The sequence below is a fragment of the Nonomuraea sp. K271 genome, from assembly GCF_009908215.1.
Classification (GTDB): Bacteria; Actinomycetota; Actinomycetes; order Streptosporangiales; family Streptosporangiaceae; genus Nonomuraea; species Nonomuraea longispora.
This window is the reverse complement of record NZ_JAAAHR010000087.1, coordinates 1-26,369: the sequence shown is the minus strand read 5'-3', so window position 1 is coordinate 26,369 and position 26,369 is coordinate 1. Positions and strand designations below refer to the sequence as shown.

The following is a 26,369-nucleotide window of genomic DNA, read 5'->3' as shown; positions in this document are numbered from 1 at the left end:
TCACGACCCTTCGGCTGGTGAGTCGGACGCGGAGCCGCGTCCTCGGCTGAGCCAGCCGCGCAGGCGTTCGAGCAGGCGGTCGACGTCGACGGGCTTGGGCACGTAGTCGGACGCGCCCGAGGCGATGCTCTTCTCCCTGTCGCCCCGCATGACCTTGGCCGTCAGCGCGATGATCGGCAGGTCGGCGAACTGGGGCATGCGCCGGATCGCCGACGTCGTCGCCCAGCCGTCCATCTCCGGCATCATGATGTCCATCAGCACGAGCGCGACGTCCTCGTTCCGTTCGAGCTGCTCGATCCCCTCCCGGCCGTTTTCAGCGTAGACGACCGTGGAACCATGTCGCTCCAGCACGCTCGTCAGCGCGAAGACGTTGCGGATGTCGTCGTCGACGATGAGGATCTTGGCCCCGGCGAGCGGATCGTCGCCCTGCCACTGCGCGGGCGTCTCGGTCTGCGTCTCGACCAGCTCGGGCATCGGCAGGTCGAGCGGCATCGGGGGCTCGGGAGCCGGCGACGTGGGCTCAGAGGCGGGTTTGGTCATGAGCTGCCGGCGTGCGGCGCCGCCGTCGGTCGCGGCCAGCGGGCCGGTGTAGGAGGCGGGCAGGTAGAGGGTGAACGTGCTGCCCTTGCCGAGCTCACTGTCGACGTGGATCTCGCCGCCGAGCAGCCGCGCGATGTCGCGGCAGATGGCCAGGCCGAGACCCGTGCCGCCGTATTTGCGGCTCGTGGTGCCGTCGGCCTGGCGGAACGCCTCGAAGATGACGTCCCGCTTGTCGGGAGCTATGCCGATGCCGGTGTCGATCACCTGGAAGGCCAGCAGGTCGTCGGCGTCGTGCAGGCTGTCGTCGTCGAACTGCACCCCGGCGGGCGGGGTGGAGATGCGCAGCTTCACCTCGCCCCGCGGTGTGAACTTCACCGCGTTGGAGAGCAGGTTGCGCAGCACCTGCTGCAGGCGTTGCTCGTCGGCGCGCAGCTCCTGCGGCACGTCGGGCTCGACCTCGACGCTGAACGACAGCCCCTTGTCCTGCGCGAGCGGCGCGAACGCCGCCTCCAGCAGGTCGACCATCTTCGGCAGCGACACCTGGATGGGATGGATGTCCATCCGGCCCGCCTCGACCTTCGACAGGTCGAGCATGTCGTTGATGAGCTGGAGCAGGGCCGAGCCCGCGCTGTGGATCGTACGGGCGAACTCGACCTGCTGCGAGGTCAGGTTGCCCTCGGCGTTCTCGGTCAGCAGCTTGGCCAGCACCAGCAGGCTGTTGAGCGGCGTGCGCAGCTCGTGCGACATGTTGGCGAGGAACTCGGACTTGTAGCGCGAGGAGACCGCGAGCTGCTCGGCGCGCTCCTCCAGGGTGCGGCGGGCCTGCTCGATCTGGAAGTTCTGGATCTCGATCGCGCGGTTCTGCTTGGCCAGCAGCGCCGCCTTGTCCTCCAGCTCGGCGTTGGACCTGCGCAGCTCCTCCTGCTGGCGCTGCAGCTCGTCGGAGCGCTCCTGCAGCTCCCTGGTGAGCCGCTGCGACTCGGTCAGCAGGTCTTCGGTGCGGGAGTTGGCGATGATCGTGTTCATCGTGACGCCGATGGTCTCGACGAGCTGCGTCAGGAAGTCGAGGTGCACCTCGCCGAACGGCGTGAACGAGGCCAGCTCCAGCGCGCCGAGCACGCGGCTCTCGAACAGGATCGGCAGCACGACGATCTGCGCGGGAGTGGACCTGCTGAGCCCGCTGTCGATGGTGATGAACTGGGGCGGCACGTCGTCGAGGATGATGTGCCGGCCTTCGGCCGCCGCCTGGCCGACGATGCCCTCGCCGATCGCGAAGCGCTGGCGCGGCCCCCGGTCGGGGCGTACGCCGTAGCCGCCGATCAGCATCAGCTCGTGGTCGCCCTCGGGGTCGATGCTGTAGAAGGCGCCGTAGCGGGCCGACACCAGTGGGGTCAGCTCGCTCATGGTGAGCTTGGCGACCTCGAGGAGGTCGCGGTGGCCCTGCATGAGCCTGGAGATGCGGGCCAGGTTGGACTTCAGCCAGTCCTGTTCCTGGTTGGCCTGGGTGGTCTCGCGGAGGTTGGCCACCATCGAGTTGATGTAGTCCTTCAGCTCCGCCAGCTCGCCCTGCGCCTCGACGGCGATCGAGCGGGTCAGGTCGCCGCGCGCGACGGCGCTGGTCACGGTGGCGATGGCGCGCACCTGCGTGGTGAGGTTGCCGGCCAGCTCGTTGACGCTCTCGGTGAGCCGCTTCCACGTGCCCTCGACGCCCTCGACCCGGGCCTGGCCGCCGAGCTGTCCTTCGGAGCCCACCTCGCGGGCGACTCGCGTGACCTCGGAGGCGAACGACGACAGCTGGTCGACCATGCGGTTGATGGTGGTCTTCAGCGCGAGGATCTCGCCCTGGGCGTCGACGTCGATCTTGCGGGTGAGGTCGCCGTTGGCGACCGCCGTGGTCACCTCGGCGATGTTGCGCACCTGCGAGGTCAGGTTGTTGGCCATGAAGTTGACGTTGTCGGTGAGGTCCTTCCAGACGCCCGACACACCCTGAACCCGGGCCTGCCCGCCGAGCTGGCCCTCCGTGCCGACCTCCCGGGCGACGCGGGTCACCTCGTCGGCGAAGGACGACAGCTGGTCGACCATGGTGTTCAGGGTGTCCTTGAGCTGGAGGATCTCGCCCTGGGCGTCGACCGTGATCTTCCTGGACAGGTTGCCCTGCGCCACCGCGGACGACACCGCCGCGATCTGGCGCACCTGCGAGGTCAGGTTGTTGGCCATCGAGTTGACGTTGTCGGTGAGGTCCTTCCAGACCCCGGACACGCCGCGCACCTGCGCCTGGCCGCCGAGCTGGCCCTCCGTGCCGACCTCCCGGGCGACGCGGGTCACCTCGGAGGCGAACAACGACAACTGCTCGACCATCGTGTTCATGGTCGACTTGAGCTCCAGGATCTCGCCCTGGGCGTCGACGTCGATCTTGCGGGTGAGGTCGCCGTTGGCGACCGCCGTGGTCACCTGGGCGATGTTGCGCACCTGATAGGTGAGGTTGTTGGCCATCGAGTTGACGTTGTCGGTGAGGTCCTTCCAGACCCCGGACACGCCCTTCACCTCGGCGCGGCCGCCCAGCTTGCCCTCCGTGCCGACCTCCCGGGCGACGCGGGTCACCTCGTCGGCGAAGGACGACAGCTGGTCGACCATGGTGTTCAGGGTGTCCTTGAGCTGGAGGATCTCGCCCTGGGCGTCGACCGTGATCTTCTTCGACAGGTTGCCCTGCGCCACCGCCGTCGCCACGGTCGCGATGCTGCGCACCTGGGAGGTGAGGTTGTTGGCCATGAAGTTGACGTTGTCGGTGAGGTCTTCCCAGACCCCCGACACGCCGGGCACCTGCGCCTGGCCGCCGAGCTGACCCTCCGTGCCCACCTCGCGCGCGACTCGCGTCACCTCTTCGGCGAAGCCGGACAGCTGGTCGACCATCGTGTTGACGGTGTTCTTCAGCTCGAACATCTCGCCGACGGCGTCGACCGTCACCTTGCGGCTCAGGTCGCCCTTGGCCACGGCGGTGGTCACGACCGCGATGTCGCGCACCTGCGCGGCCACGCGGGACGACATCGTGTTGACGGCCTCGGTGAGGTCGCGCCAGCTGCCCGACATGCCGCGCAGGTTGGCCGAGCCGCCCAGCCGGCCCTCCGTGCCCGCTTCGCGGGCGACCCTCGTCACCTCGGTGTTGAAGAGCGCGAGCTGGTCGACCATGCCGTTGATGGCCTTGCCCAGCCGCCGCACCTCGCCGCGCGCGGTGCGGTCGAGGTCGATGCGTCGTGACAGATCGCCCTTGGCCACCGCGTCGATGACGTCGGCCGCGCCGCTCACCGGGCTGACCAGGGCGTCGATGAGGATGTTGACCGACTCGACGCTCTCCGCCCAGGCGCCGACGCCGGGACCGGGGGTCAGCCGCTCGCCGAAGCGCCCTTCCTTGACGACTTCCTTGCGTACGCGAACGAGCTCGTTGGACAGATGCTCGCGCCGGTCGGCCACTTCGTTGAGCAGCAGCCGCACCTCGCTGAGTATGCCGGGAGGCGCGTGAGGGACCCGACGTCGGAAGTCGCCGTCCCGCCAGGAGAAGAGTGTCTCCAGGATGGGAACGAGATCCGACTCGGTGTACGTCCTCTCCTCCGGGCTTAGCGTGGCTTTGGCCGTGGTCATGGGGCCTCCTTCACTCGCGGCGTGCTCCGGCGAGTGATTCAAGTCTGTCACGATGAGTAGCTCGTAGTCCTGTCCTTGGATTTACCCCAAGTCAACGGGAAGTGTGGTAGGCACGTTGGGATGACTGCTTCTCCCCATGCGGTGCTCGCTGCGACGTTCGCGCCGGGCGGGACCGCTGTGACCGCTGCGATGAGGTTCACGCGCGAGGTGATGACCGCGTGGGCCACCAGTGGCGTGCTCCACACCGCGGAGCAGGTGGCGGGAGACTTGGCGGAACAAGTCGCCGACGAGCCCTTTGAGGTGATTTGGAAGCATTTTGGGGATGCGGTGCAGGTCGAGTTGCGGCAGCAAAACCTCTCCCAGGGTGATCCAAAGGCTCCTTCCGCGAATGTCGAAGAGTGGGGAGTCACCTTCGCGGGTGATTCCCGTGTCCACTGGGCTAGGATCACGGTACCTGGCTCGGCGGACAGAGTGGCAGCCGAATGGCTGGAGGAAAGTTCCAGAGGCCCCCACTGGCTGGGATTTCTCGCCGACGCGAGCGACCTGCTGGCCGGCACGCTCGATCCCGACATGGTCCCCGCGATCGTCGCCCAGGTCGTGGTGCCGAGGTTGTCGAGCTGGTGCGCCGTCTACACCTCCGACAACGCCACGGGCCCGCTGCGCCTGGTCTATCTCTGGCACGCCGACGAGGCCAGGATCGACGGCCTGCGCGAGCAGCTCGACGACATGGACGTCGACGGCGCCGACACCAGGGTGACCTCGGCGTTCCACGTGAACGACTCGCACGTCCTCGCGGTGCCGCTCACCGCGCGCGGCCGCAGCATCGGCATGATGTGCCTGGGCCGGCCCGACCGTTTCCCCGACGAGGTCACCCAGTTCGCCGAGGACATCGGCAGGCGTGCCGCGCTCGCCATGGACAACGCCAGGCTCTACGCCCAGCAGGCCGCCGCCAACCGCGCGCTCCAGCGCAGTCTGCTGCCGCCCAACGAGCCCGAGGTTCCCGGCCTCGACTACGGCGTCATCTACGAGCCCGCCGGCGAGGCCAACGAGGTCGGCGGCGACTTCTACGACCTGTTCAAGGCGGGCGACGGGTCGTGGCGCTTCGCGATCGGCGACGTCTGCGGCACAGGCCCCGAGGCCGCCGCCGTGACCGGCCTGGCCCGCCACACGCTGCGGCTGCTCGCCAGGGAGGGGTACGGTGTCGCGGCCGTGCTCGGCCGGCTCAACCAGGCGATCCTGGAAGAGGGCGAGCGGGCCAGGTTCCTCACGCTGCTGCACGGCGAGATCACGCCGGTGGAGACCGGGCTGGAGCTGCGCCTGGTGTCGGCGGGCCACCCGGAGGCGCTGCGGCTCAGGGCGGGCGGCAAGGTGGAGGCGGTGACCACCCCGCAGTCGCTGCTGGGGGTCTTCCACGAGGTGATGTTCGAGGCCGACACGGTCCGCCTCGACCACGGTGACGTGCTGCTGGCGGTGACCGACGGGGTGACCGAGCGGCGCTCCGGCGGGCGGCTGCTCGACGACGACGGCGGCCTGGCCAAGCTGCTGGCCGAGTGCGCGGGGTTGTCGGCGAGGGCGGTGGCCGAGCGCATCCGCAGGGGAGCGGCCGATTTCGCCTCCGAGCCGAGCGCCGACGACCTGGCGATCGTGGTGCTGCGCGCCCGCTAACACGGTGACGTGACGAAGGTGGAGCTCAAAGTACGCCCTCCCGACTCGGCGGTGGCGTGATGGTGACAGCGGAGAAGCCCGACGATCAAGTGGCCCGCTCGATCAACTTCTTACGACATGTCAATGGTCAGTGGAGTTTGACATGCTTGCGGGCGAAGTCGAGCTGGTAGGCGACCTGGGTGATGCGCTCCGAGACCGGCAGCGACCCCGCGGCGGCGTCGTAGGTGTAGACCTCGTGGTCGCGCCCGTGCTCGGCCAGCTTGGCGACGTATTTCTCGATCTGGCGCATCGGGCAGCGGGCGTCGTTCTCGCCCGCGAGGATCAGCAGCGGGCTCTGCACCTGGTCGACGTAGGTGATCGGGGAACTGGCGGCGTACCGTTCCGGCTGCTCGTCGGGTGAACCGCAGAACAACGCCCGGTGGTAGGCCCGCAGGCTCTCAGCCTCGTCCTCGTACGACGTCTGGTGGCAGGCGAGCGGCACCGCGGCGATGCCGGCCGTCCACAGGTCGGGCTGGGTACCGAGGCCGAGCAGCGTGAGGTAGCCGCCCCAGCCCGAGCCCGCGAGCACCATCCGGCCGGGGTCGGAGACGCCGCGCTCGACCACGCACCTGTGCACGGCGGCCACGTCGGCCAACTCGGTGTGCCCGACGTCGTTGCGCAGCGCGTCGCGCCAGGCCGATCCGTAGCCGGTCGAGCCGCGGTAGTTGACCCGCACCACCGCGAACCCGGCGTCCACCCAGGCCGCGACCTCGGGGGAGAAGGCGTCGCGGTCGTGCATCTCCGGCCCGCCGTGCAGCAGGAAGATCGTGGGGTACGGGGCGACGCCCGCCTCCGGCCTGGAGACCAGCGCGTGGATGCGGCCGCCCTCGCCCTCGACGTCGAGGTCCTCCACGGGGACGCTCGGCGGGGCGGGCGGGCCGATCGAGTTGACCACGACCTGCTCGTTGCTGGACCGGATGACCGGCGGGTGGGACGCGCTCGACCACGAGTATTCGACGTGGCCGCCGGGACGTGGGGCGGCGGCGTCGATCACGCCGTGCGGCGTCTCGATGGGTTTCAGCACGCCGCCCGCGAGGTCGTAGCGGTGCAGGTGGCTGCGGGCGCGGTCGTCGCGCAGGATGAGCAGGCCGCGGCCGTCGTGGTACCACTCGGCCGCGAGGTCGCCGGAGTCCTTCAGCCAGATCTCGCGCTGCTCGCCGGTCATCGCGTCCCAGACCAGGGGTTCGTTGCGGCTGCGGCGTTCGTGCAGGGCGAGCAGCCGGCGGTCGCCCATGACGGGGGCGAAGCCGAGGCCGATGACGCCTTTGCCGGGGCCGTCGTAGAGCTCGCCGACGGTGTCGCCGTTGGGGCGGACGACGCGGAGCGCCGGGTGCCGGAAGTCGGAGTACTCCCCGTGGTTGATGGCGATCAAAGAGCCGTCGAGTGATATGTCGGTCACCCAGTTGGTCTCGGCGTGTTCGTACAGGAGCGTGGACGGGTCGCCGGCGCGTACGAGATGGATGCGGAACGCGCCACCGCCGGCCAGGCTGATCGCCGCGAGTCCCGTCGCGGACAGGGCGATGCCGCCGGGCTGCCCCGGCGGTACGTCGGGGGCGACCGGTTCGTCGGGGCCGCCGTTGAACGGCTGGCGCCACCACGTGCCGAACTCGTCGCCCTCGGTGTCGGCGAACCAGTAGATCCACTGGCCCGTCGGGTCGATGGCGGCGTACACCGCGCCCCTGGGACGGTCGGTGACCTGGCGGGTGGCGCCCGACACGCGGTCCCACGCGTAGACCTGCCACGTTCCTGTGGCGTTGGAACGGTAGATGGAGCGGTTGGGTGCCTGACGCGCCCAGGACGGCAGCGTCATACGCGAGGCCCGGAACCTGGCCTGCCAGCGTTCCTCCGCCTTCATCCGGCGCGCTCCCTCCATCTGAAGTCCCTCGCCTCGGGGCGATGGATGTCGTCCAGTATTGCGCCTGTGCCGAGGAAATACTTAGGAAATGTGGGGGAATTTCGGACTAAATGCCCCATCAGTAACATCGGTAACGTCGGCCCGTCAAGGAACAGCACTTGATCGGGGTGCGGGCGCGTAGATAGACAGATGAAACGCCGCGCGGGTCACTACTTTATGACGTCCTTTCGCGACGTTTCGGGAGAGAAATGCGGCAATTCGCTCATCGAGCGTAGCCGTATCGGTATGCCACGCACTGGGGCCCATCCCGACCACCCGGGCGATGTCACCGTGCGCCAGCTCCATCTCGAACTCCACCGAGCGCCGCTCACGCTCGGTGAACACCTCCATGCTCCTGGCCACCCTGCGCTCCTTCTCGTCGTCCACGGAGAGCAGGCCCAGCTCCTCGACCAGCGGGCTCAGATGCGCCTTCGCGGGAGTGACGACCACCGCGACGCCGCCGGGCCGCAGAATCCTGCCGAACTCCGGCCCGTTCCTGGGCGCGAACACGTCGATCACCACGTCGGCCACCCCGTCCCGGATCGGAAGGGGCCGCCACACGTCGGCCACGAACGCTCCCGCCCTCGGATGCGCCCGCGCCGCCCGGCGCACAGCGTGCTTCGACACATCGAATGCCATCCCGGTGCCGTCGTTCACCGCGTCGAGCGTGGCCGCCAGGTAGTGCCCGGTGCCCGCTCCTGCATCGACGATCACCGGCGCGGCCCTGCCCTCCGCGCGACGACCGTCGACGATGCCCGGCCCGCGCCCGCGGCCGGCCGGCCCCGGGCCGTCACCGGCCTCCATGTGCGCCCCACGGTACGCCCTCGGCCCGGCGTCGTCATTCGTTTCCGTGGAGGACTCATGTTTTCCCCGCCGTGCCACGTGCGCGTGCACGGTCTCCGCGAGCGCGGCGGCGAGAGGGGCATAGTGCCCGGCGTCCAGGAAGGCGGCCCGCGCGGCCACCATCGCGGCGGTGTCGGCGGTGCCCGGCGGCCTCCCGCCGGCCAGAAGGCTCACGTATCCCTGCTTGGCCACGTCGAACGTGTGCCCCTGCGCGCACCGCACCGTCGCCGCGTCGATCCGCAGCGTCGTACGGCACACGGGACAGATCAGATGGTCGACGATGTCAGCCAGCATGCGCCCATTCTGGTGCACGTACGTCATGCGCTCGCTTCGAGGAGGAACGCGGCGTTGGAGGGGGTGGAGCGCAGCTTGCCGACGAGCATCTCGAGCCCCTGCTGTTTCTCCTGCGACGTGAGCATCCGGCGCAGCCGCCAGATGACCTGCCGTTCCTGCGGGTGCAGCAGGATCTCCTCCCGCCTGGTCCCCGACGCGTCGAGGTCGACGGCGGGGTACAGCCGCCGCTCGGCGAGCTCGCGGGTCAGGTGCAGCTCCATGTTGCCGGTGCCCTTGAACTCCTCGTACAGGCTGTTGTCCATCCGCGAGCCGGTGTCGACCAGCGCGGTGGCGAGGATGGTGAGCGAGCCGCCGCCCTCGACGGCGCGGGCGGCGCCGAAGAAGCGTTTGGGCGGGTAGAGGGCGGTGGCGTCGATACCGCCGGTGAGCACGCGCCCCCCGCCGGGTGCCAGGTTGTTGTACGCGCGTCCGAGCCGCGTCAGCGAGTCGAGCAGCAGCACCACGTCCCGCCCCGCCTCGACGAGCCGCTTGGCCCGTTCGACGGCCAGCTCGGCCAAGGCGGCGTGGTCGCGGTCGGGGTGGTCGAAGGTGGAGGAGAAGACCTCGCCGTCGATGGTGGCGCGCATCTCGGTGACCTCTTCCGGCCGCTCGCCCACCAGGAGGACCATGAGATGCACCTCGGGGTGGTTGCGGGAGATCCCGGCCGCCAGCGCCTGCATGACCATGGTCTTACCGGCCTTGGGCGGCGCCACGATGAGGCCGCGCTGCCCCTTGCCGATGGGGGCGAACAGGTCGATGACGCGTGTGCTGAGCGACTCGGTCTCGATGCTGAGCCGTTCCGTCGGGTGGACGGGGGTGAGGTCGGCGAAGCGGGGGCGGTCCCGCCATCGCGGGGAGCCGTTGACGGACTCGACGTCGACCAGTTTGTTGCCGGCGAAGGCGGCGGTGACGTGGTCGCCGGGGCGCAGGTCGTACTGGCGGATCTTGTCGGGGGTAAGGCGGACGTCGCCGGGTTCCGGCAGGTGGCCCGCCCGAATGAATGCGGATTTTTCGCGTACATCCAGAAGGCCGGTCACATGCCGGACCGACGTGGAGGCACGCTGCTGTGGAACGGTGTGCACAGACATGATGAACCCCTCAGGGGAATGCGCCGAACCCGTGACGGGCCGGCGGGAAAAGGAAGACGAGCCGGGCCCTCGTGAAGCGGGGCGGGGCTACTGGGTGAAGATCAGCGGAGCCTGAGCTCAACGCTTGGTGGGAACATACCACACCATCTGACCCATGAAACGCCTAGCCCCCTTGGACTATTCCAGGGCTGTTCCCGTGTCTTGACCGGCGAACGCCGGGTAGACGCGTGACAATGTTCTTCTCCACACCGCAGGGCGAGGAAGATTACCGCGCTCGGTGTACCGAAGAGCACAACTCCCATCGGCGCAGCGGCGTCATATCCAGTGGCGTGCAGGATGCCCGCAACTCGATGAGGGTTCCATAAGGACCAAGAGAACTTCTGGGGGAGCACCATGAAGACCGTCAACTGCCCGCGGTGCCACAACGAGCTCGACGAGGGCCCGATCATGTACCGATGCGCCCAGTGCCGCCGCGCCGTCTACGCCGCCGACGTCGAGAACGAGTACGTCCCGCGCGAGCCGGTCGCCGCCTGAACGACGCGTGGCCTTGTCGGGTGCCGCACCGACCGATCACCGTGTCCGGCGTGGAGGTGACCCCGGTCTGCGACGCCGTGGGCCCCATGGGCCCCGCCATCCGACGCCCGCTGACGGGCCCCTCAGCGGCCGCTGAGCACCGGCTGGTCGGCCAGGAGCGACGAGGGCAGGGCGACCATCGCGGTCAGCCCGCCGTACGGCGAGGGCGCCAGGGTGACCTTGATGCCGTGCCTGGAAGCCAGCCTGCCGACCACGAACAGGCCGAGCCGGTCGCTCTGTGCCAGGTCGAACTCCGGCACCTTCGACAGCCGGTCGTTGAGCTCGTCGAGCTCGATGCGGGGCAGGCCGAGGCCGCGGTCCTCGACCTCGATCATGAGGCCGTGCGCGGTGCTGGAGCTGCGCACGTCCACCTTGGTCTGCGGCGGCGAGAACAGCGTGGCGTTCTCCACCAGCTCGGCCATCAGGTGGGCCACGTCCGTGACCACCGAGCCCAGCAGCGAGACCGGCGGCGGCTGGAGCACCTCGACCCGCTCGTACTCCTCGATCTCCGCCACGGCCGCGCGCAGCACGTCGTGCACCGCCACCGGGTTGCGCCAGCCGCGCCCCGGCGCCTGGTCGGACAGAATGATGAGGCTCTCCGCGTGCCGGCGCATGCGGGTGGTGAGGTGGTCGAGCTTGAACAGGTCCGCCAGCGTCTCGGGCTCCTCGGTGGCCCGCTCCATGCTGTCGAGCTGCAGCAGCTGCCGGTGCAGCAGCGACTGGTTGCGCCTGGCCAGGTTGACGAAGACCTGGCTGACGCCGTACCGCAGCTTGGCCTGGCCCAGCGCGGCCTCGACGGCCGTGGACTGCACCTCGTTGAACGCCTGGACGATGTCGCTCACCTCGGAGGTGCTGGTTCTGACCTGCAGCGGCGCCACCTCCTCGGGCGTGGGCGGGTCCACGTTCCCGCGCAGCCGCTTGATCAGCGCAGCCAGCCGCACCTCGGCCAGTTCCGTGGCCGCGTCGCGGAGTCCGGCCAGCTCGCTCACCAGGCGCCTGCGGAAGCGCAGCGAGAGCACGATCGAGGCCACGACGGCGACCAGGCCCACGCCGCCCGCCACGCCCAGCTTGACCAGCATGCCGATGGCCGTCGGCGTGACCCGCTGGGTGATGCCCTGGACGGCCGCGCTCTGGTTGCGCTCGACGGCCCGCCACAGGTTCTTGGCGTCCACGGACCAGGTGGCCGCCGTGGGCGGGAGGCTGATGGTGGTCTGCTGCCCGCGGATGGTGTCCTCGGTGCGCGTGAATTCCAGATAGACCGGCGAGGAGGCCAGCCGCTCGTACGGGCCGCGCAGCTCGTCGTCCAGGTGGTTGAGCGCCTGGGCGTACAGCAGCCGCCGGGTGGCGACCATGGCCGTGAACGCCCCCCGTTCCCTGGGCTCGACCTTGCCCTTGGCGAGCACCACCGCGATCACGGCCTGCTCCCTGGAGAGCATGTCCTTGGCCTCGCCGAGCATCGTGATCGCCTTGGCCTGCTTGTAGAGGGCCATGTCGGGCACCAGCACCATGGCGTCGTACATGCGGAAGGACGCGTCCACGATCTGGCTGTAGCCCTCGACGATGTCGAGCGGGCCGACGGTGCCGCCGTCCACCGCGCGACGGAGCTCGGGCAGTTGGCCGAGCTTGGCGTTCAGCGCGTTGAGCTGCGTGGTCATGCCGGGGGCCAGGTCCTGCTGGGCCTTGGTCAGCCTGCGGAACGTGTCCAGGGTCCGGTCCGTGAGCTTGCGCTGCTCGGCCACCTTGCCCGCGCCCTGGCCGGTGGCCAGGAACTGCGTCGAGACGAGCCGTTCCTTCTGCAGGTGGATGTTGACCTGCTCGGACGGGATGGCCAGGTTGCCGGCCAACTCGTTGATGGCCAGCAGTCGGACGCCGTCGCCGCCGGTCAGGCCCGCGGCGAACGCCCACAGGCCCACGAGGGACAGCAGCGGGACGAGGAGAAGAATCAGGATTTTCAGCGCGATGGGGCGGCCACGCGTGGGGGGCATGCGACCTCCGGGTGCATGATGAGATCGCCTCGCAGAGTACACCCCCCTTTGGAAGGATTTCTGTGCGTCTCCCGCGTTCTTTTTCCGGTTGGACCATCGCGGTCTTCGGGTTCCTCGCCTTCGCCCTTGGCCTGCTCGGTCTGATTTCTCCCGGCACCCTGCTGGTCATACTGGGTTTCGAGGTGCTCGACACCAGGCCGCCGGGAGACTACACCCTGGTCTACATGGCCGCTTCGTCGATGGCGGCCGTCAACATGGGCGTCTACTACGTCTTCGCGGCCTCGGCGAACTACACCCCGTTCTTCCGCTGGACGGTGCCGTTCAGGCTCGTGACGTTCGCGGTGTTCACCACGCTGGTGCTGACGGGCGCGGCGCCGGGCAAGTTCTTCGGCGTCGGGCTCTGGGAAGGGCTCGGCGCGCTGATCACCGCGTACGCGCTCTGGCGTGAAGGCAACCTGCTGCCCTCACGCCAGAGCGTGGACGCCTGACCGGCGTCACGGACGCGTGGTCTCGGGGCCGCGCGACACGAGCCGGTCACCAGAGGTGCCGTCGTGTTCGAGCTTGCGTTCCAGATCCCGTTTCTCGTCCTCCAGCCGGGCCACCCGGCTGGAGGCCTCGGCCTTGGCGCTGCGCAGCCTGCGGCGCTGCCTGGCGGTCCTGCGCGAGCCCGAGCCGATCAGCCAGAAGCCCACGAGCAGGACGGCCGCGACGGCCGCACCGGCGAGGAACATCTCCAGGTGATTCGGCTCGAACGTGTATCCGAACAGGATGTACCTGGCGCTCTCCTCGGTGAGGACCAGTGCGACGGCGGCGCCGGCGAGCAGGACCAGGAGCACACCTAAAAAGATCATCCAAACTCACCCCTTGTCGTCAGAGCGGGTTTCCCCTGCCCCTGCGGCGGCGGGGTATGCGCCATGATGGCGTTCATGAGACCTGGACCGGGCGAGGTGCTGCACTTTTCCGAGGACCCGACGATCGAGCGGTTCGTGCCCCATGTCGCGCCGACGTCGGTGCGGAGCGAGCCCTACGTCTGGGCGGTCGGCCATGACCGGTGCCCCGACTACTGGTTCCCCCGGGCCTGCCCGCGGGCGATGGCGTGGGCCGGGCCGCGCACCACTCAGGAGGATCTCGACCGGATCGTCGGCGCGGGCTGCGGTGATCGGGTCCACGCCGTCGAGTACGGCTGGCTGGGGGCCATGATGGACGTACGGCTCTACGCCTACCGGCTACCCGACGACGACTTCAAGCCCATCGGTGAACCGCCGCACGCCATGGTGGCGACGGTGCCCGTGACACCGCTGGGTTCGCCCGAGCAGGTCGGCGACGTGTTCGAGTTGCACGAGGAGGCCGGCATCCAGCTCAGGGTGATGACCGACCTGTGGCCGTTCTGGAACGAGGTGACGGCGAGCTCGCTGGAGTTCAGCGGGATCAGGTTGCGCAACGCTCGTCGATGAGGGCCCGCAGCGTCTCCAGCCGCATCGATGCGGGCGGCAGCTTCTCGCGGGCCGCCCGGTCGGCCTCCCGCCGCAGCACCTCGTTGACCGGGGTGGGCACGCCGTGCAGCCGGCCGAGCAGGACGATCTCGCCGTTGAGGTAGTCGGCCTCGATCGAGCCGCTGCCCCTGGCCAGGCTCTGCCACGACGACCCGCCGCCGCGCTCGGCGCCCTCGATCGGCAGGATGCCCACGCGCCGGCCGCGCACCTCCGCCTCCTCCTCGCTCGTCGCGTACGCGATGCCGGCCGTGTCGAGCACGGCCATGGCCTCGACCCTGGCCCGCGTGACCACCTCGCCCATGCCGTCGACGCGGCCGAGCAGGGCCTCGACGGCGTTGCCCAGGTTGCCGATCAGTTTGCCGTATTTCCAGCGCATCACTTCGGGGGTGGCCCGCCCGACGAGTCCGTGCTTGCCGAGGTCGGTGGCGATCTGCTCGGCGAGTTCGTCCACACCCTGTGGATAACGCCCGACATGCAGCATGCCGGAGTACGGATCGCCGTTCGCGGTCACCACGCCCGGCCGCAGGTGCTCGGCGGGCAGCCACACGCACATGCCGTAGACGTGCTCGAACCGCCGCAGCGCCATGCGCTCGTTGGCCACGCCGTTCTGGGCGCAGACCACGGGCAGGCCGGTCGGCCACGGGCTCAGCGCGGCGACGGTGTCCTGCGACTTGGTGGCCAGGATCAGCACGTCGCCGTCGCGGGTGGGCACGGGGCCGTCGGCGGCGGGAATGTCGAGGGTCTCGTCGGATTCGGGAGTGATCAGGCGCAGGCCGTCACGGTGGAGAGTGTCGTAGTGCGCGCCTCTCGCGATGAGCAGAACGTCGTGGCCGCCTTGGAACAGCCGGGCCCCGATGGTTCCCCCGACTGCTCCCGCCCCGATCACTATGTAGCGCATTGTCAAAGGATGTCACTTGTCGTGTGGCGAGTGCCACTGGCTCACTTCGCCAGCGCCACCTGAGCCTGTGCCGTGACGGAGCGGCCGCGACCGCGCTCGCGCAGGATCGTCCTGAGCACCCGCCAGCCGTCGCGCAGCGCGTTCAGGTTGCTCTCGCCGTGGATGCGGGAGCGCTCGTGGCTGGGGACCTCGCGGATGACGAGGCCGGCCCGGGCGGCCCTGACGTTCATGAGGGTCTCGATCTCGAAGCCGTCGCAGTCGAGGTCGAGGGCGTCGAGGTGGCGGGTCCAGAAGGCGATGTAGCCGTAGCAGAGGTCGGTGTAGCGGGTGCCGTAAAGGAGGTTGGTCAGCCCGGTGAGGACCCTGTTGCCGAGGGAGCGGATCGGGCTGAGGTCGTCGGACCCGCCGCCGGGGGCGTACCGGGAACCCTTGGCGAAGTCGGCGCCGTTGACGAGCGTGGCGACGAACGAGCGGATCTCCCGGCCGTTGGTGGACCCGTCAGCGTCGATCATGACGATGATGTCGCCCTGGGCGGCCTGGAAGCCTTCGATGAGGGCGTTGCCCTTGCCGCGCCGCGTCTGCGTGACGACCCGGAGGCCGGGGCGCAACTCGCGCGCCACGGCGACGGTGTCGTCGGTCGAGTTGCCGTCGACAAGGATCACCTCGTCGATCCAGTCGGGCAGCGTGGCGAACACGTGGGGGAGGTTCTCCGCCTCGTTCATCGCGGGAACGATGACACTGACGCTGGCGGCGAAAGGCTGCTTGTCCATGGCAGAAAAATCCTCCCTTTCACATGCAGTTCACTTGACGATTCCTTGCATGGGCAGGAATTAATGGGAATTGTCCTTTATTTCAGCCTCGCTCATCCGAGAAAGAATCTCGTCCACGGTTTCTTCCGGGCTCTGCGGCGACGTGTCGAGCCACAGGCCGAGGCGCGGTGTCTCGTCGCGCAGTGCGGCGTCGAGCTGGGCGATCGTCCATCCGCCCGCGTAGCCGCTCTTGTCGCGCGCCCGCTCGCGGCGCTCCACGGTGGCCGGGTCTGGAACGAGGACGACCACATGAAGAGGACGAGAACGGACCATTCTCGTAAACCGCTCCAGATCCCTGCCAAGAATGACGTCCTGAACAATTGGCGTGAATCCGGCTTCGTAATACAGATCCGCCGTTTGTGCCGCGATACGGTAACGCAGATCGAGTTGGCGCAGCGCTTCGTCCGGCGCCTCGGGCGTCATCTCGGCCCGGCCGCCGACCACCATGCGCCGGAACACGTCACCGCGCACGTGGGCCGAGCGCGGCAGCCGCTCGGCCAGGGCCTGCGCCACGGTGGACTTGCCGGCGGCCGAGATGCCGGTGATCAGGACGACCCCGGGCACGCGCCGCGGGACCCGGACGTCGTTCATGCGCCGACGAGTTTGCGCACCCGGTCGGCGCCGACGGCCATCAGCAGCGTGGGCAGCCTCGGGCCGGTCTCGCGGCCGACCAGCAGCTTGTAGAGCAGGGCGAAGAAGGCCCGCTGCGCCGCCTTCAGCTCCGGCGTCGCCTTGGCGTCGGCCGGCAGCCCGGCCTGGACCTTCGGCACGCCGTACACCAGCGTGGTGAGGCCCTCGATCGTCCAGTCGTCGAGGCCGTCGGCCAGCAGCCGCAGCGACTCGCGGGCGTCGGGGTCGAGCGAGTCGAGCAGCTCCTGGTCGGGGGTGCCGCGCACGCGGGTGCGCTGGTCGGCGGGCATGTGGTCGTCGACCCAGGCCTGCGCCTTGTCCAGGCGCGGGCGGGCGTCGTCGAGCGAGGCCACCGCGTCGAGGTCGCGCAGGATGCGCAGCGTCTGCCCGGCGTGCCCCGTCGTGATGTCGAGGACGGAGGCCAGCGTGCGGTAGGGGACCGGGTGCGTCGTGGCGGGCAGCGGGCCGGTGGCGGTGCCGACCGCGCGCTTGTACGCCGCCAGCTCGGCGGGCTGGGCCTGGCCGGTGGCGACCTTGCGGCCCAGGGCGTCCCACTCGTCGTAGAGGCGCTGGATCTCCTGGTCGAAGGCGATCTTGAAGGACTGCTGGGGCTTGCGGCGGGCGTACAGCCAGCGCAGCACCGGCGCCTCCATGATCTCCAGGGCGTCGGCCGGGGTCGGCACGTCGCCCTTGGAACTGCTCATCTTGGCCATGCCGGTGATGCCGACGAACGCGTACATGGGGCCGATGGGCTGCCGGCCGCCGAACACCTCGCCCACGATCTGGCCGCCGACGATCCAGGCGGAGCCGGGGGAGTGGTGGTCGACCCCGGACGGCTCGAAGATCACGCCCTCGTGCGCCCAGCGCATCGGCCAGTCGACCTTCCACACCAGCTTGCCGTGGTCGTGCTCGGCCAGCCGGACCGTCTCGCCGAAGCCGCACTCGCAGGTGTAGGCCAGCTCGGTGGTCTCGTCGTCGTAGGCGGTGACCGTCGTCAGGTCGCGCTCGCACAGGTGGCAGTAGGGCTTGTACGGGAAATAGTCCTCGACCTGCTTCGTGCGGTAGCGCGACAGCACGGCGTCGATCGCCGACCGCTCACGCACCGCCCGCAGGATCTGCTCGCGGTAGGCGCCCGAGGTGTACTGCTCCGTCTGGCTGATGCCGTGGCAGTCGATGCCCAGTTCTTTGAGCGCTTCGTTCAGCGGCGCCTTGAAGTGCTCGGCCCAGTTGGCGTGCACGCTGCCCGGAGGGGCGGGCACGGAGGTCAGCGGCTTGCCGATGTGCTCGGCCCAGGACGGGTCGATGCCCGCGGGGACCCGGCGGAAGCGGTCGTAGTCGTCCCACGACAGCAGGTGCACGCAGTCGAGGCCGCGCCGCCTGATCTCGTCGGCGACCAGGTGGGGAGTCATGACCTCACGCAGGTTGCCCAGGTGGATCGGGCCTGACGGGCTCAACCCCGATGCGCAGACGATCGGTTTGCCCGGAGCGCGTCTCTCCGCCTCGGAGATCACCTCGTCCGCGAACCTGGAGACCCAGTCGGTCTCGGCACTTTCCACCATCGCGCCATTCTTGCGGCTCGGGCCGGTTCAAGCCAACGCGATACTTGTCCGGTCCGTCTCGGTCGTTCGCTGCGCCGGTCGTCGGCCCACCTGACAACGCCCGCGGGCCGGGCCAGGGTGAAGGGGACGCCGCGGTCGTGCTCGCCGACCGCGGCGTCGAACGATCACCAGGGCATGCGGATCAGGACAGGGTGGCCGCGTGCGGATCCCAGTCTGCGGGAAGCGGCTCAGGTGCGGTCGCGGTGGAGGTGACGGGACGGAACTCCGAGGCCTCGCCGGACTGCGCGATCGCCGACATGAGCTCCAGCACGTGATAGGCCAGCTCGCCCGACGCCCGGTGCGGCGTGCCCGCGCGCAGCGACCTGGCCAGGTCCAGCACGCCGATGCCGCGGCTCACCGTGGTCCCCGACACGGGCAGCTCGCGCCAGTCCGTGTCGCGCAGGCCGCGGGCCAGCAGCGGACCCTCGAACGTGTTGGGATCGGGAAGCGACAGCGCTCCCTCCGTGCCGATGACCTCGATCATCCTGCGGTTGACGGGCGAGTCGAAGCTGAAGGTCGCCGTCGCCGTGGCCGCGCCGGGGAAGTCCAGCAGGGCGTTGACGTGGGTGGGGACATCGACGGGGAAGATTGCGCCCTCCTTGGGCCCCGAGCCGACGACGCGCTGCCCGCGGGCCTTCCGCGTGCCGGCCGCGACCCGCTCGACCGGGCCGAGCAGGGACACGAGCGCGGTCAGGTAGTAGGGGCCGAGGTCGAACAGCGGGCCGCCGCCCGGCTGGTAGAAGAACTCGGGGTTGGGGTGCCACGACTCGGGGCCGAGGCTCTGCGTGGCCGCCGCGACGGCGACCGGCGTGCCGATGAGGCCCGAGCGCAGGGCGTGAAGGGCCGACTGGAGCCCGGCGCCCAGGAAGGTGTCGGGGGCGCACCCGAGACGCAGGCCCCGGTTGGCGGCCTCGGCCACGACCTTCGCCCCCTCGTCCATGTCCATGGCGAAGGGCTTCTCCCCGTACACGTGCTTGCCGGCGCGCAGGGACTCCAGCGCTACGGCCGCGTGCGCGGACGGCACGGTGAGATTGACGACGATCTCCACCTCGGGCAGCGCGAGCGCCGTGGAGAGGTCGCCGGAGACGGGTACGCCGTGCTCGCGGGCGACGGTCGCGGCCCGATCGGCGTCGAGGTCCGCGACGGCGAGCACGCGCACGTCGGGGAAGGAGGTGAGGTTGCGGAGGTACTGGCCACTGATGACTCCGGCGCCGACGAGGGCGACGCCGACGGGGCCGTTACTCAAAGGCTCTCCAAGGAGGTGAGATAGGCGTGACTGTCCGCCAGGGCGGCGAAGATGTCGGTGGCGCATTCGTCGAGCTCGACGACGCGCCAGGCGTCCGGGGCGGCGGCGAGGATCTCAGGCACGGGCATGACGCCCCTGCCGACCGCGGTGTGCGGCTCTCCCTTGACCACCGGGCCGTCCTTGACGTGCAGCGCGATCACGCGCTCCCCGAGGCGGCCCAGCAGGGCGGGCACGTCGGCGCCGCCCACCGCCGCCCAGTAGGCGTCGATCTCCAGGAACACCTCGGGAGCCAGCCGGTCGGCCAGCACCTCGATGGCGTGCCGGCCGTCGATCTTCGGCTCCAGCTCCCACCAGTGGTTGTGGTAGCCGATCCGCATCCCGTGCCCGGCCGCCTGCTCGGCCAGGCCGTTGAGCAGGTCGGCCGCACGGGCGACGCCGTCGGCGGTGGTGAACTCCTCGTGCGCGATGCCGGCGGGGACGATCACCAGGTCCGTGCCGAGCGTGGCGACCGCGTCGAAGACCTCGGCGGGCTCCTGCCGGAGCAGGGCGCCCGCGTGCGTGCTCGACACGCTGAGCCCCAGGTCGTCGGCGACCTGGCGGAACCCCTTGGGGTCGGAGGTGGGATCGTACGGCTCGACCGCGGTGTAGCCGATCTCCGAGATCCGCCGTAGCACGTCGTCGCGGTCCGCGGTCAGCGGCTCCCTGACGGTGTAGAGCTGAACACTGATGGGTTTGGTCATCCGCGTACCCCCATGAGGTGCTCGAGCGCGAGCTGGTTGAGCCGGGTGAAGTGGAAGCCGCGCTTGGCCGCGGCCTCGGGGTCGAAGTCGTCGCCCGCCAGGTCGGTCCACGTCTCACCGGCCGCGAGGGTGGGCTGGGCGAGCTCGTCCACGCGGGAGGCGCGCAGGGCCTCCCGCACCTCCGGGTCGGCCCGGTAGGCGCGGGACTTCTCCTTGAGGATCAGGTAGGTGCGCATGTTCGCCGCCGCCGACGCCCACACGTCCTCGGGGTCCTCGGTGCGCAGCGGCTTGTAGTCGAAGTGGCGGGGGCCGTCGTAGCCGCCGTTCTCCAGCAGGTCGACCAGGAAGAAGGCGCTCTTGAGGTCGCCGTGGCCGAAGATCAGGTCCTGGTCGTACTTCGGCCCGTGCTGGCCGTTGAGGTCGATGTGGAAGAGCTTGCCGTGCCACAGCGCCTGGGCGATGCCGTGCACGAAGTTGAGCCCGGCCATCTGCTCGTGGCCGACCTCGGGGTTGAGGCCCACCATCTCCGGGTGCTCCAGCTCGTTGATCAGCGCCAGGGCGTGGCCGATCGTGGGCAGCAGGATGTCGCCGCGGGGCTCGTTGGGCTTGGGCTCCAGGGCGAAGCGCAGGTCGTAGCCGCGCTCCCGGACGTACGCGCAGAGCAGGTCCAGGCCCTCCTTGTAGCGCTCCATGGCCGCCCTGACGTCCTTGGCGGCGTCGGACTCGGCGCCCTCGCGCCCGCCCCAGCAGACGTACGTCTTCGCGCCCAGCGAGGCGGCCAGGTCGATGTTGCGGATGACCTTGCGCAGGGCGTAGCGCCGTACGTCGCGGTCGTTGCTGGTGAACGCACCGTCCTTGAAGACCGGGTGGGTGAAGAGGTTGGTGGTGGCCATCGGCACTTTCATGCCGGTCTCGTCGAGGGCCTTCCTGAACGCCGCGATGGCCTTGTCGCGGTCGGGTTCGACCGCGACAAGGTCGTCGTCGTGGAAGGTGACGCCGTACGCGCCGAGCTCGGCCAGGCGGTGCACGCTCTCGACCGGGTCGAGCGGCGGCCTGGAGGCGTCGCCGAACGGGTCGCGGGCCTGCCACCCGACGGTCCAGAGGCCGAAGGTGAAGCGGTCGTCGGGGGTGGGCGTGAATGCGGTCATGGTGCGTCCTTTTGGCCTTTAGTCCATAATCTGTACATAATCCTGAGGAGGTGAGCATGGTCGCGTCAAGAGGGGTCCGTCATGATTCCATGCGTGCCCGTAACCTGGCCGTAGTACTCGGGGAGATCCATCGGTCCGGCCCGCACACCCGCGCCGCGCTCGCCGAGCTGACCGGGCTCACCAAGACCACCGTGTCCAGCCTGGTCGCCGACCTGCTGGAAGCGGGGGTGGTGACCGAGCGCGGCGCCGTACGGGGCGGCGAGCGGGGCCGGCCAGGCGTCGCCGTGAGCCTGAGCGGCCACCGGGTGGCCACGCTGGGGCTGGAGATCAACATCGACTATCTGGCGGCGTGCGTGGTCGACCTGACCCGCACCGTACGCCTGCGCCGCACCCGCCCGGCCGACAACCGCAACTCCGACCCCGAGCACATCCTGCACCTGCTGCGCGACCTGGCCAAGGAGACCATCGCCGAGGCCGAGGCGGACGGGCTGCGGGTCATCGGCGCCGCGCTCGCCGTGCCCGGCACCGTCGAGGGCGAGACGCTGCGCAGCGCGCCGCACCTCGGCTGGCGGGACGTACGGGTGGGCGACCTCGTCGACCTGCCGTTCGCCATCGACAACGAGGCCAACCTGGCGGCGCTCGGCGAGTTGTGGTTCGGCGCGCGGGAGACGGACTTCCTCTACGTCTCGGGCGAGATCGGCATCGGGGCCGGGCTCGTCGTGGCCGGCAGCCTGTTCAGGGGCACCTTCGGGCTGGCGGGCGAGCTGGGCCACGTCGTCGTCGTGCCCGACGGGCCCGCGTGCCGGTGCGGCGGCCGGGGCTGCCTGGAGGTCTACGCCGGGCAGGACACGCTGCTCGGGGAGCTGGACTCGGTCTCCGAGCTGGTGTCGCGGCTGGAGTCGGGCGACCGGCGGGCGCGGGAGACGTGCGAGCGGGCCGGGCACGCCCTCGGCGTGGCGCTCACCTCGGCCGTGCACCTGCTCGACCCGGGCATGATCGTGCTCGGCGGGGTCTTCGCGCCGGTGTTCCCCTGGCTGGAAGGGCCGGTGGCCGACGGGCTGGGGACCAGGCTGGCGCACATGCGCGGCGCCCCGCCCGAGCTGGTGGTCTCGGGGACCGGTCCGGACGCGGCGGTGCTGGGGGCCGCCGGGATGATCATCCAGCGCATCATCGCCGAACCCGCCGAGGTCCTGGGGCTTTAGTAGTAGCCCTTCTTCCCGTCGAGCAGCTCGCGGATCGTGTCGAGGTGGCCGGCGTGCCTGGCGGTCTCCTCGACCATGTGGATCACCATCCAGCGCAGGCTCGCCTGGGCGGAGCGGAACTCGGGATGCTTGCCGACGTCGTCGAGCGAATGGGCGGCGATGATCTCGTTGGAGGTCCGGCACTGGCGCTCGTAGTCGTCGAGCAGCCGGGCCGTCGGCACGCCGTCGACGATCATGTCGGCGCCCTCCTCCGCATCCTCGTCGAACGCAGGGTTGCCGGCGGTGGACCGGCCCAGGAAGAGCGCCTCGAACCAGCAGTGCTCCGTCCAGCGCAGGTGGGAGAGCACGCCGGCCACCGTCATGAGAGGCGAGGTCGGCAGGACGGAGCGGTGCGCGTCCTCCTCCGACAGCCCCTCGCACTTCCACTGCACGATCGCGCGCTGCATGTCGAGCCAGCCGACGAGTTGCGTGCGCTCGTCGGCGACGAAGGGGGGTCGTTCGCGGGGCAGCATCATGCCCGCCGACGCTAGTTCACCCGTGCCGCCACCGCGACGGGTTTTCCTTCGGGCCGGGCCGCCGGGACCGGACATGGCGTGGTTCGCGACCAGGCCGGGCGTTCTGGACCGGCTGGGCCACGACGCCGACGTCACCGCTCATGGACTATGCCCAGCTGAACGCCCTGCTCACTTAGGCGATCACCCGGGGCGTTTGCGCATGACGAAGCCGGAATGGTGGAGTACGCCGTCGACCATTTGTCCGAAGGCCCAGAAGCCGGTGTCGTCGAGGTAGGTGACGCGGTCGTCGCGGGCCCAGTATCTGCCCGTGTAGGCGTCGGTCCGGCCGTGACGGGTCTCGGTGTAGCGCCCGTCGGGGAGCAGGTGCTGTTCCAGCTCATGAGAGTCGTCGACCCAGACTCCGTGCCAGGTCCGGCGCTCTCCGGCGAGGGTGCCGGCGGGGTGGGTGGGCTGGCCTTGCCATGCTTGGACATGTCCTGATGTGGTGATGGCGAGCAGGTCGCGCGGCTGGATCATCAGCATCTGCCTGATCTGGGATTCGCTGACGCGCGCCCGCGTGACGGCGAAGGTGGCCGGGTTGCCGACGGTCAGGTCGTAGTGACCGCGCTGGTGTGCGGGTTGTGCGCGTACCGCGGAGTCCACGAGCAGCGGGACAACGTACGCACCGTCCGCCTCGATCACCCGGGCCCCGGCCGGACGGGATGATTGTTCCTCGCGCGGGCCGACGTGGGTGATTCGTCCGTTCTCGGCCCACAACTCTCCGCGTACCGTCCGTGACGGTGTGACGTGGACGGTGGCACCGGCGACCACCAGCGCGCCGGGTCCTGCCATCGGCTGTGCTCCTTGTGCGGTCGTGCCGGCTGCGGGGTGGCCGGTCACCTGCGGGTGTACGGCGTGGATGACGAGGCCGGCGGCCAGCGCGGCCGGCAGCAGGAGCCACCACCGGCGGCCGGCCTTCGGCGCGGAGGTCGACACGGCGGAGGTCAACACAGTGGGCGCGTTGCTCATGCGCTCCACCTTCGGCCGGGGCGGTGCGCGGGAGAAGGCCGCGGTCCTCCTGGGAGCGCCGCACCCAGCCTCCGCGTCGGCTCGACCGTAGACGGACAGGCCCATCGTTCCTGCTCACAGGTTCGCTCAGGAAGTGGACAGTGAATGGACTAAAAACCGGCCAGCCGAACAGCCGACACTTTCGGCGGCGGGCACCATGCCGCCGGCACGCCGAGGCGGGCCCTCCCGTGCGCCGGCGGGCGCCTGAGCGACGCGGGATTCGGGGACCAGAGGGGGAACGAGCATGTACGGCTATGGCAGTGCCACCGGGCCGAGCGAGGAAGCCGTCGTCTTCGACTCGATGCTGGAGGGCTGGTCGCGGCAGCAGGCCGGCGCGCGGCGCCTCCAGCCGCCGACGATCGCCTTCCGCGAGCAGGCGGTACGCCGGTTCGCCACGTTCGCCGCCGCCTACCCGTGGCAGTGGTCGTCCGAGCACGTCGGCAGGTGGATCGCTCACCTGGTGGAGCGGCGCAGGGCGCAGTCGACGGTGCGCCGCTACCAGAGCGCGCTGCGGCTCTTCTGCGACTACGTCACCTCGCCGCGCCACGGGTGGCCGGTGGAGTGCGAGGCCCGTTTCGGCAGGGCGCCGGCCCAGGTCTTCAACGACTGGAGCGCCAACACGAACCTCACCGGCTACCGGGGCGACCCCGCGCGCCGGCCGATGACCCGCGAGGAGGTGCAGCTCTTCCTCGACCACGCCGACGACCAGGTGGAGGTGGCCCTGCGACACGGCCGCAAGGGGGCTCTGGCCCGCTACCGGGACGCCACCGTCTTCAAGGTGCTCTACGCGTGGGGGCTGCGCTGCTCGGAGGCGTCGGGGTTGGACGTGTACGACTTCGTCCCCCACGCCGGCGTCCCGGAGCTGGGCAGGTTCGGCTCCCTGGACATCAGGGCCGGCAGGCGGATCGGGGGCCTCCCGCCGCAGCGGCGAACGGTCGTCAGTCTCATGCCGTGGGCGGTGGAGGCGGTCCAAGACTATCTGCACCACATCCGGCCCCGGTACCGCGGCAATGACCAGGACGCGCTCTGGCTGACCGAGCGGGGCAGCCGGCTGGGGATCAGGGAGATCGAGGACCGGTTCGCGGCCTACCGGGACGCGCTCGACCTGGACCGGGCGCTGACCCCGCACTGCATGCGCACGGCGTACATGGCGCATCTCCTTGAGGACGGCTCCGACCTGGCGTTCGTGCAGAAGCAGGTCGGGCACAGCTTCGCGGTGACGACCGCGGCCTGTGTCCGTACGGTGGGGGGAACGGCGTGACGGCGGAGTTCGACTACCGCTGGCGCCTGCGCGAGGTGATGGCCGCCCGCGGCCTGTACGCCACCGCCGACCTGCGCCCGCTCCTGGCCGAACGGGGTTTTCCGCTGTCGCAGAGCCAGGTCTACCGGCTGGTCGCAGAGCGGCCGGAACGGCTGAACCTGCGCGTGCTGATGGCCCTGCTGGACATTTTCGGCTGCACGATGGAGGACCTGATCGAGCCGGTCGGGGATGCGGACGCGGAGGCGGCGGAGGTGGCCGGGCGGCGCTCCGGCGCGGAGGTGCGCTTCGGTTCGCGGCCGACCCGGGCTCGGGTCCTGCCGGACTGAGGTGGCAGGTCCCGTTTCACCCGGCGGAAGGGACCAGTGCGCGCCGGCTCAGCCCGGCCGGTACGCCGGCGCGTCCGCGCCGTACAGCTCCCGGTGCCACAGGCAGGCGCAGACCCGTTCGATGCCGGCCGTCAGGTGGCGGCGGTAGGTGGTGAACGGGAGGCCGAGCCGTTCCGCGGCCGCCTCCTGGGTGGGCGTGTCCTGGAGGTACGTGACGGCCATCGCCCGGTGGAACTTGACCGCACGCGGATCTTCGCGCAAGTCATCGATCGCCTGCCGGAGCAGGTCACCCAGTGCCGTGGCCGGGTCGTTCCCCGCCCGCTCGGCGACCAGCCTGGTGCGCGTCAGCGGGGAGGCGGCCAGCGCGTCGGTCCGCCACAGGTGGCGCAGCGCCTTGCGGATCGCGTCGGCGAACTCCGCCTGGGACAACACCGCGAGGCCCGCGGTCGCGGCCCGCTGGCCGTCGGCGGGGCCCGCGACGAGCATGCGGTTCACGCGGTCCAGCCAGGCCTGCGCCGGCACCGCGCGCCAGTCGTGGACGAACAGGGTGTACGGGTCGTTCTCCAGCCGGGGCTGCTCGGCGATGTCGCGCATCCCGCAACGCCGTAGGCGCTCGGTCCACGTCTGGTTCGCCCGCCGAATCGCGATATATGACCATGCCATGCGCTCGGCCCGCAGACAGTTGGCGATCACACGCCACTGGATCACATCCATCACCGGCGAATTCCACCCGTACGGCGGCGAGATCCACAGCCGGCTGACCGCCAGGTGTTCACCGGCGCGCAACGGCGTGGTGGCCCGCGCGTGCGCCCACGCGGCGGCCACGACGGGATCGGCCGCCAACTCCTCCTCCTCGAGCT

22 protein-coding genes and 1 pseudogene are annotated in these 26,369 nt (G+C 70.1%); 7 read left to right on the top strand and 16 right to left on the bottom strand.

The genetic code is table 11. The annotated features are described in order from the left end of the window. A complete protein-coding gene (locus GUY59_RS26870) occupies window positions 1-4,176 on the bottom strand; it encodes a HAMP domain-containing protein (RefSeq protein ID WP_201761370.1) in 4,176 nt (1,391 codons plus the stop codon). 471 nt (window positions 4,177-4,647) lie between these two features. Here GUY59_RS26870 and GUY59_RS26865 point away from each other — a divergent pair, with 471 nt between their 5' ends. Continuing rightward, window positions 4,648-5,841 (top strand): PP2C family protein-serine/threonine phosphatase, encoded by a 1,194-nt coding sequence (locus tag GUY59_RS26865; RefSeq protein ID WP_138202457.1) that lies wholly within the window; start codon window positions 4,648-4,650, stop codon window positions 5,839-5,841. A 127-nt stretch (window positions 5,842-5,968) separates the two neighbouring features. On the opposite strand, the gene GUY59_RS26860 is transcribed toward GUY59_RS26865, so the two are convergent. The 3 genes from GUY59_RS26860 to rho all read right to left on the bottom strand — a co-directional run bounded on the left by GUY59_RS26860 (window position 5,969) and on the right by rho (window position 10,038). Beyond that, on the bottom strand, window positions 5,969-7,735 hold the full coding sequence (locus GUY59_RS26860; protein WP_138202470.1) for a S9 family peptidase: 1,767 nt from the start codon (window positions 7,733-7,735) through the stop codon (window positions 5,969-5,971). 144 nt (window positions 7,736-7,879) lie between these two features. Further along, window positions 7,880-8,911, bottom strand: a complete 1,032-nt coding sequence (locus GUY59_RS26855) for a putative RNA methyltransferase (protein ID WP_201761369.1) — start codon at window positions 8,909-8,911, stop codon at window positions 7,880-7,882. Between the two features lie 23 nt (window positions 8,912-8,934). Beyond that, a complete protein-coding gene (gene rho / locus GUY59_RS26850) occupies window positions 8,935-10,038 on the bottom strand; it encodes a transcription termination factor Rho (RefSeq protein ID WP_132333492.1) in 1,104 nt (367 codons plus the stop codon). A 393-nt stretch (window positions 10,039-10,431) separates the two neighbouring features. Here rho and GUY59_RS47630 point away from each other — a divergent pair, with 393 nt between their 5' ends. After that, window positions 10,432-10,572, top strand: coding sequence for a hypothetical protein (locus tag GUY59_RS47630; RefSeq protein WP_165959647.1), 141 nt, complete (start codon window positions 10,432-10,434; stop codon window positions 10,570-10,572). Between the two features lie 122 nt (window positions 10,573-10,694). On the opposite strand, the gene GUY59_RS26845 is transcribed toward GUY59_RS47630, so the two are convergent. Then, a complete protein-coding gene (locus GUY59_RS26845; RefSeq protein WP_138202456.1) occupies window positions 10,695-12,596 on the bottom strand; it encodes a sensor histidine kinase in 1,902 nt (633 codons plus the stop codon). 62 nt (window positions 12,597-12,658) lie between these two features. On the opposite strand from GUY59_RS26845, the gene GUY59_RS26840 reads away from it, so the two are divergent. Then, a complete protein-coding gene (locus GUY59_RS26840) occupies window positions 12,659-13,084 on the top strand; it encodes a hypothetical protein (protein ID WP_171055453.1) in 426 nt (141 codons plus the stop codon). A gap of 6 nt (window positions 13,085-13,090) precedes the next feature. On the opposite strand, the gene GUY59_RS26835 is transcribed toward GUY59_RS26840, so the two are convergent. Further along, window positions 13,091-13,447 carry a hypothetical protein gene (locus GUY59_RS26835; RefSeq protein ID WP_132333494.1) on the bottom strand — a complete coding sequence of 119 codons (357 nt, stop codon included), beginning with the start codon at window positions 13,445-13,447 and terminating at the stop codon, window positions 13,091-13,093. Between the two features lie 75 nt (window positions 13,448-13,522). Between GUY59_RS26835 and GUY59_RS26830 the strand changes: the two genes are divergently transcribed. Then, a complete protein-coding gene (locus GUY59_RS26830; RefSeq protein ID WP_138202455.1) occupies window positions 13,523-14,050 on the top strand; it encodes a DUF6886 family protein in 528 nt (175 codons plus the stop codon). Here GUY59_RS26830 and GUY59_RS26825 read toward each other — a convergent pair. The 7 genes from GUY59_RS26825 to xylA form a co-directional block, all read right to left on the bottom strand. Next, window positions 14,025-14,987: a ketopantoate reductase family protein gene (locus GUY59_RS26825; RefSeq protein ID WP_138202454.1), complete on the bottom strand. Its 963-nt coding sequence runs from the start codon at window positions 14,985-14,987 to the stop codon at window positions 14,025-14,027. The genes GUY59_RS26830 and GUY59_RS26825 overlap by 26 nt on opposite strands. A gap of 41 nt (window positions 14,988-15,028) precedes the next feature. Then, window positions 15,029-15,757 carry a glycosyltransferase family 2 protein gene (locus GUY59_RS26820; protein ID WP_138202453.1) on the bottom strand — a complete coding sequence of 243 codons (729 nt, stop codon included), beginning with the start codon at window positions 15,755-15,757 and terminating at the stop codon, window positions 15,029-15,031. 60 nt (window positions 15,758-15,817) lie between these two features. Continuing rightward, window positions 15,818-16,387 carry an AAA family ATPase gene (locus GUY59_RS26815; RefSeq protein ID WP_138202452.1) on the bottom strand — a complete coding sequence of 190 codons (570 nt, stop codon included), beginning with the start codon at window positions 16,385-16,387 and terminating at the stop codon, window positions 15,818-15,820. Next, entirely contained in the window at window positions 16,384-17,985 is a 1,602-nt protein-coding gene (lysS, locus tag GUY59_RS26810; protein WP_138202451.1) for a lysine--tRNA ligase, read from the bottom strand. Before lysS ends, GUY59_RS26815 begins: the two co-directional genes overlap by 4 nt. A gap of 181 nt (window positions 17,986-18,166) precedes the next feature. Next, on the bottom strand, window positions 18,167-19,270 hold the full coding sequence (locus GUY59_RS26805) for a Gfo/Idh/MocA family protein (RefSeq protein WP_201761368.1): 1,104 nt from the start codon (window positions 19,268-19,270) through the stop codon (window positions 18,167-18,169). Next, a complete protein-coding gene (locus GUY59_RS26800) occupies window positions 19,267-20,010 on the bottom strand; it encodes a sugar phosphate isomerase/epimerase family protein (RefSeq protein ID WP_138202449.1) in 744 nt (247 codons plus the stop codon). Before GUY59_RS26800 ends, GUY59_RS26805 begins: the two co-directional genes overlap by 4 nt. After that, complete coding sequence (xylA, locus tag GUY59_RS26795) at window positions 20,007-21,158, bottom strand: xylose isomerase (protein WP_138202448.1); 1,152 nt, start codon at window positions 21,156-21,158, stop codon at window positions 20,007-20,009. The genes GUY59_RS26800 and xylA overlap by 4 nt, the downstream gene beginning before the upstream one ends. Window positions 21,159-21,247: 89 nt before the next feature. Here xylA and GUY59_RS26790 point away from each other — a divergent pair, with 89 nt between their 5' ends. Further along, the gene (locus GUY59_RS26790; protein ID WP_236667533.1) at window positions 21,248-22,360 is read left to right on the top strand and encodes an ROK family transcriptional regulator; all 1,113 of its coding nucleotides are present in this window, start codon (window positions 21,248-21,250) and stop codon (window positions 22,358-22,360) included. Here GUY59_RS26790 and GUY59_RS26785 read toward each other — a convergent pair. After that, a complete protein-coding gene (locus GUY59_RS26785; RefSeq protein ID WP_138202446.1) occupies window positions 22,357-22,875 on the bottom strand; it encodes a DinB family protein in 519 nt (172 codons plus the stop codon). The two genes, GUY59_RS26790 and GUY59_RS26785, sit on opposite strands and share 4 nt — an antisense overlap. A 180-nt stretch (window positions 22,876-23,055) precedes the next feature. Next, a complete protein-coding gene (locus tag GUY59_RS48985; protein WP_161714716.1) occupies window positions 23,056-23,883 on the bottom strand; it encodes an Atu4866 domain-containing protein in 828 nt (275 codons plus the stop codon). A 283-nt stretch (window positions 23,884-24,166) separates the two neighbouring features. Between GUY59_RS48985 and GUY59_RS26775 the strand changes: the two genes are divergently transcribed. Both GUY59_RS26775 and GUY59_RS26770 read left to right on the top strand, forming a co-directional pair. Continuing rightward, window positions 24,167-25,183, top strand: a complete 1,017-nt coding sequence (locus tag GUY59_RS26775; RefSeq protein ID WP_138202444.1) for a tyrosine-type recombinase/integrase — start codon at window positions 24,167-24,169, stop codon at window positions 25,181-25,183. Then, window positions 25,180-25,509, top strand: a complete 330-nt coding sequence (locus GUY59_RS26770; RefSeq protein WP_138202443.1) for a helix-turn-helix domain-containing protein — start codon at window positions 25,180-25,182, stop codon at window positions 25,507-25,509. The genes GUY59_RS26775 and GUY59_RS26770 overlap by 4 nt, the downstream gene beginning before the upstream one ends. A 48-nt stretch (window positions 25,510-25,557) precedes the next feature. On the opposite strand, the pseudogene GUY59_RS26765 reads toward GUY59_RS26770, so the two are convergent. Continuing rightward, window positions 25,558-26,369: pseudogene (locus GUY59_RS26765) on the bottom strand (hypothetical protein); the annotation flags it as partial.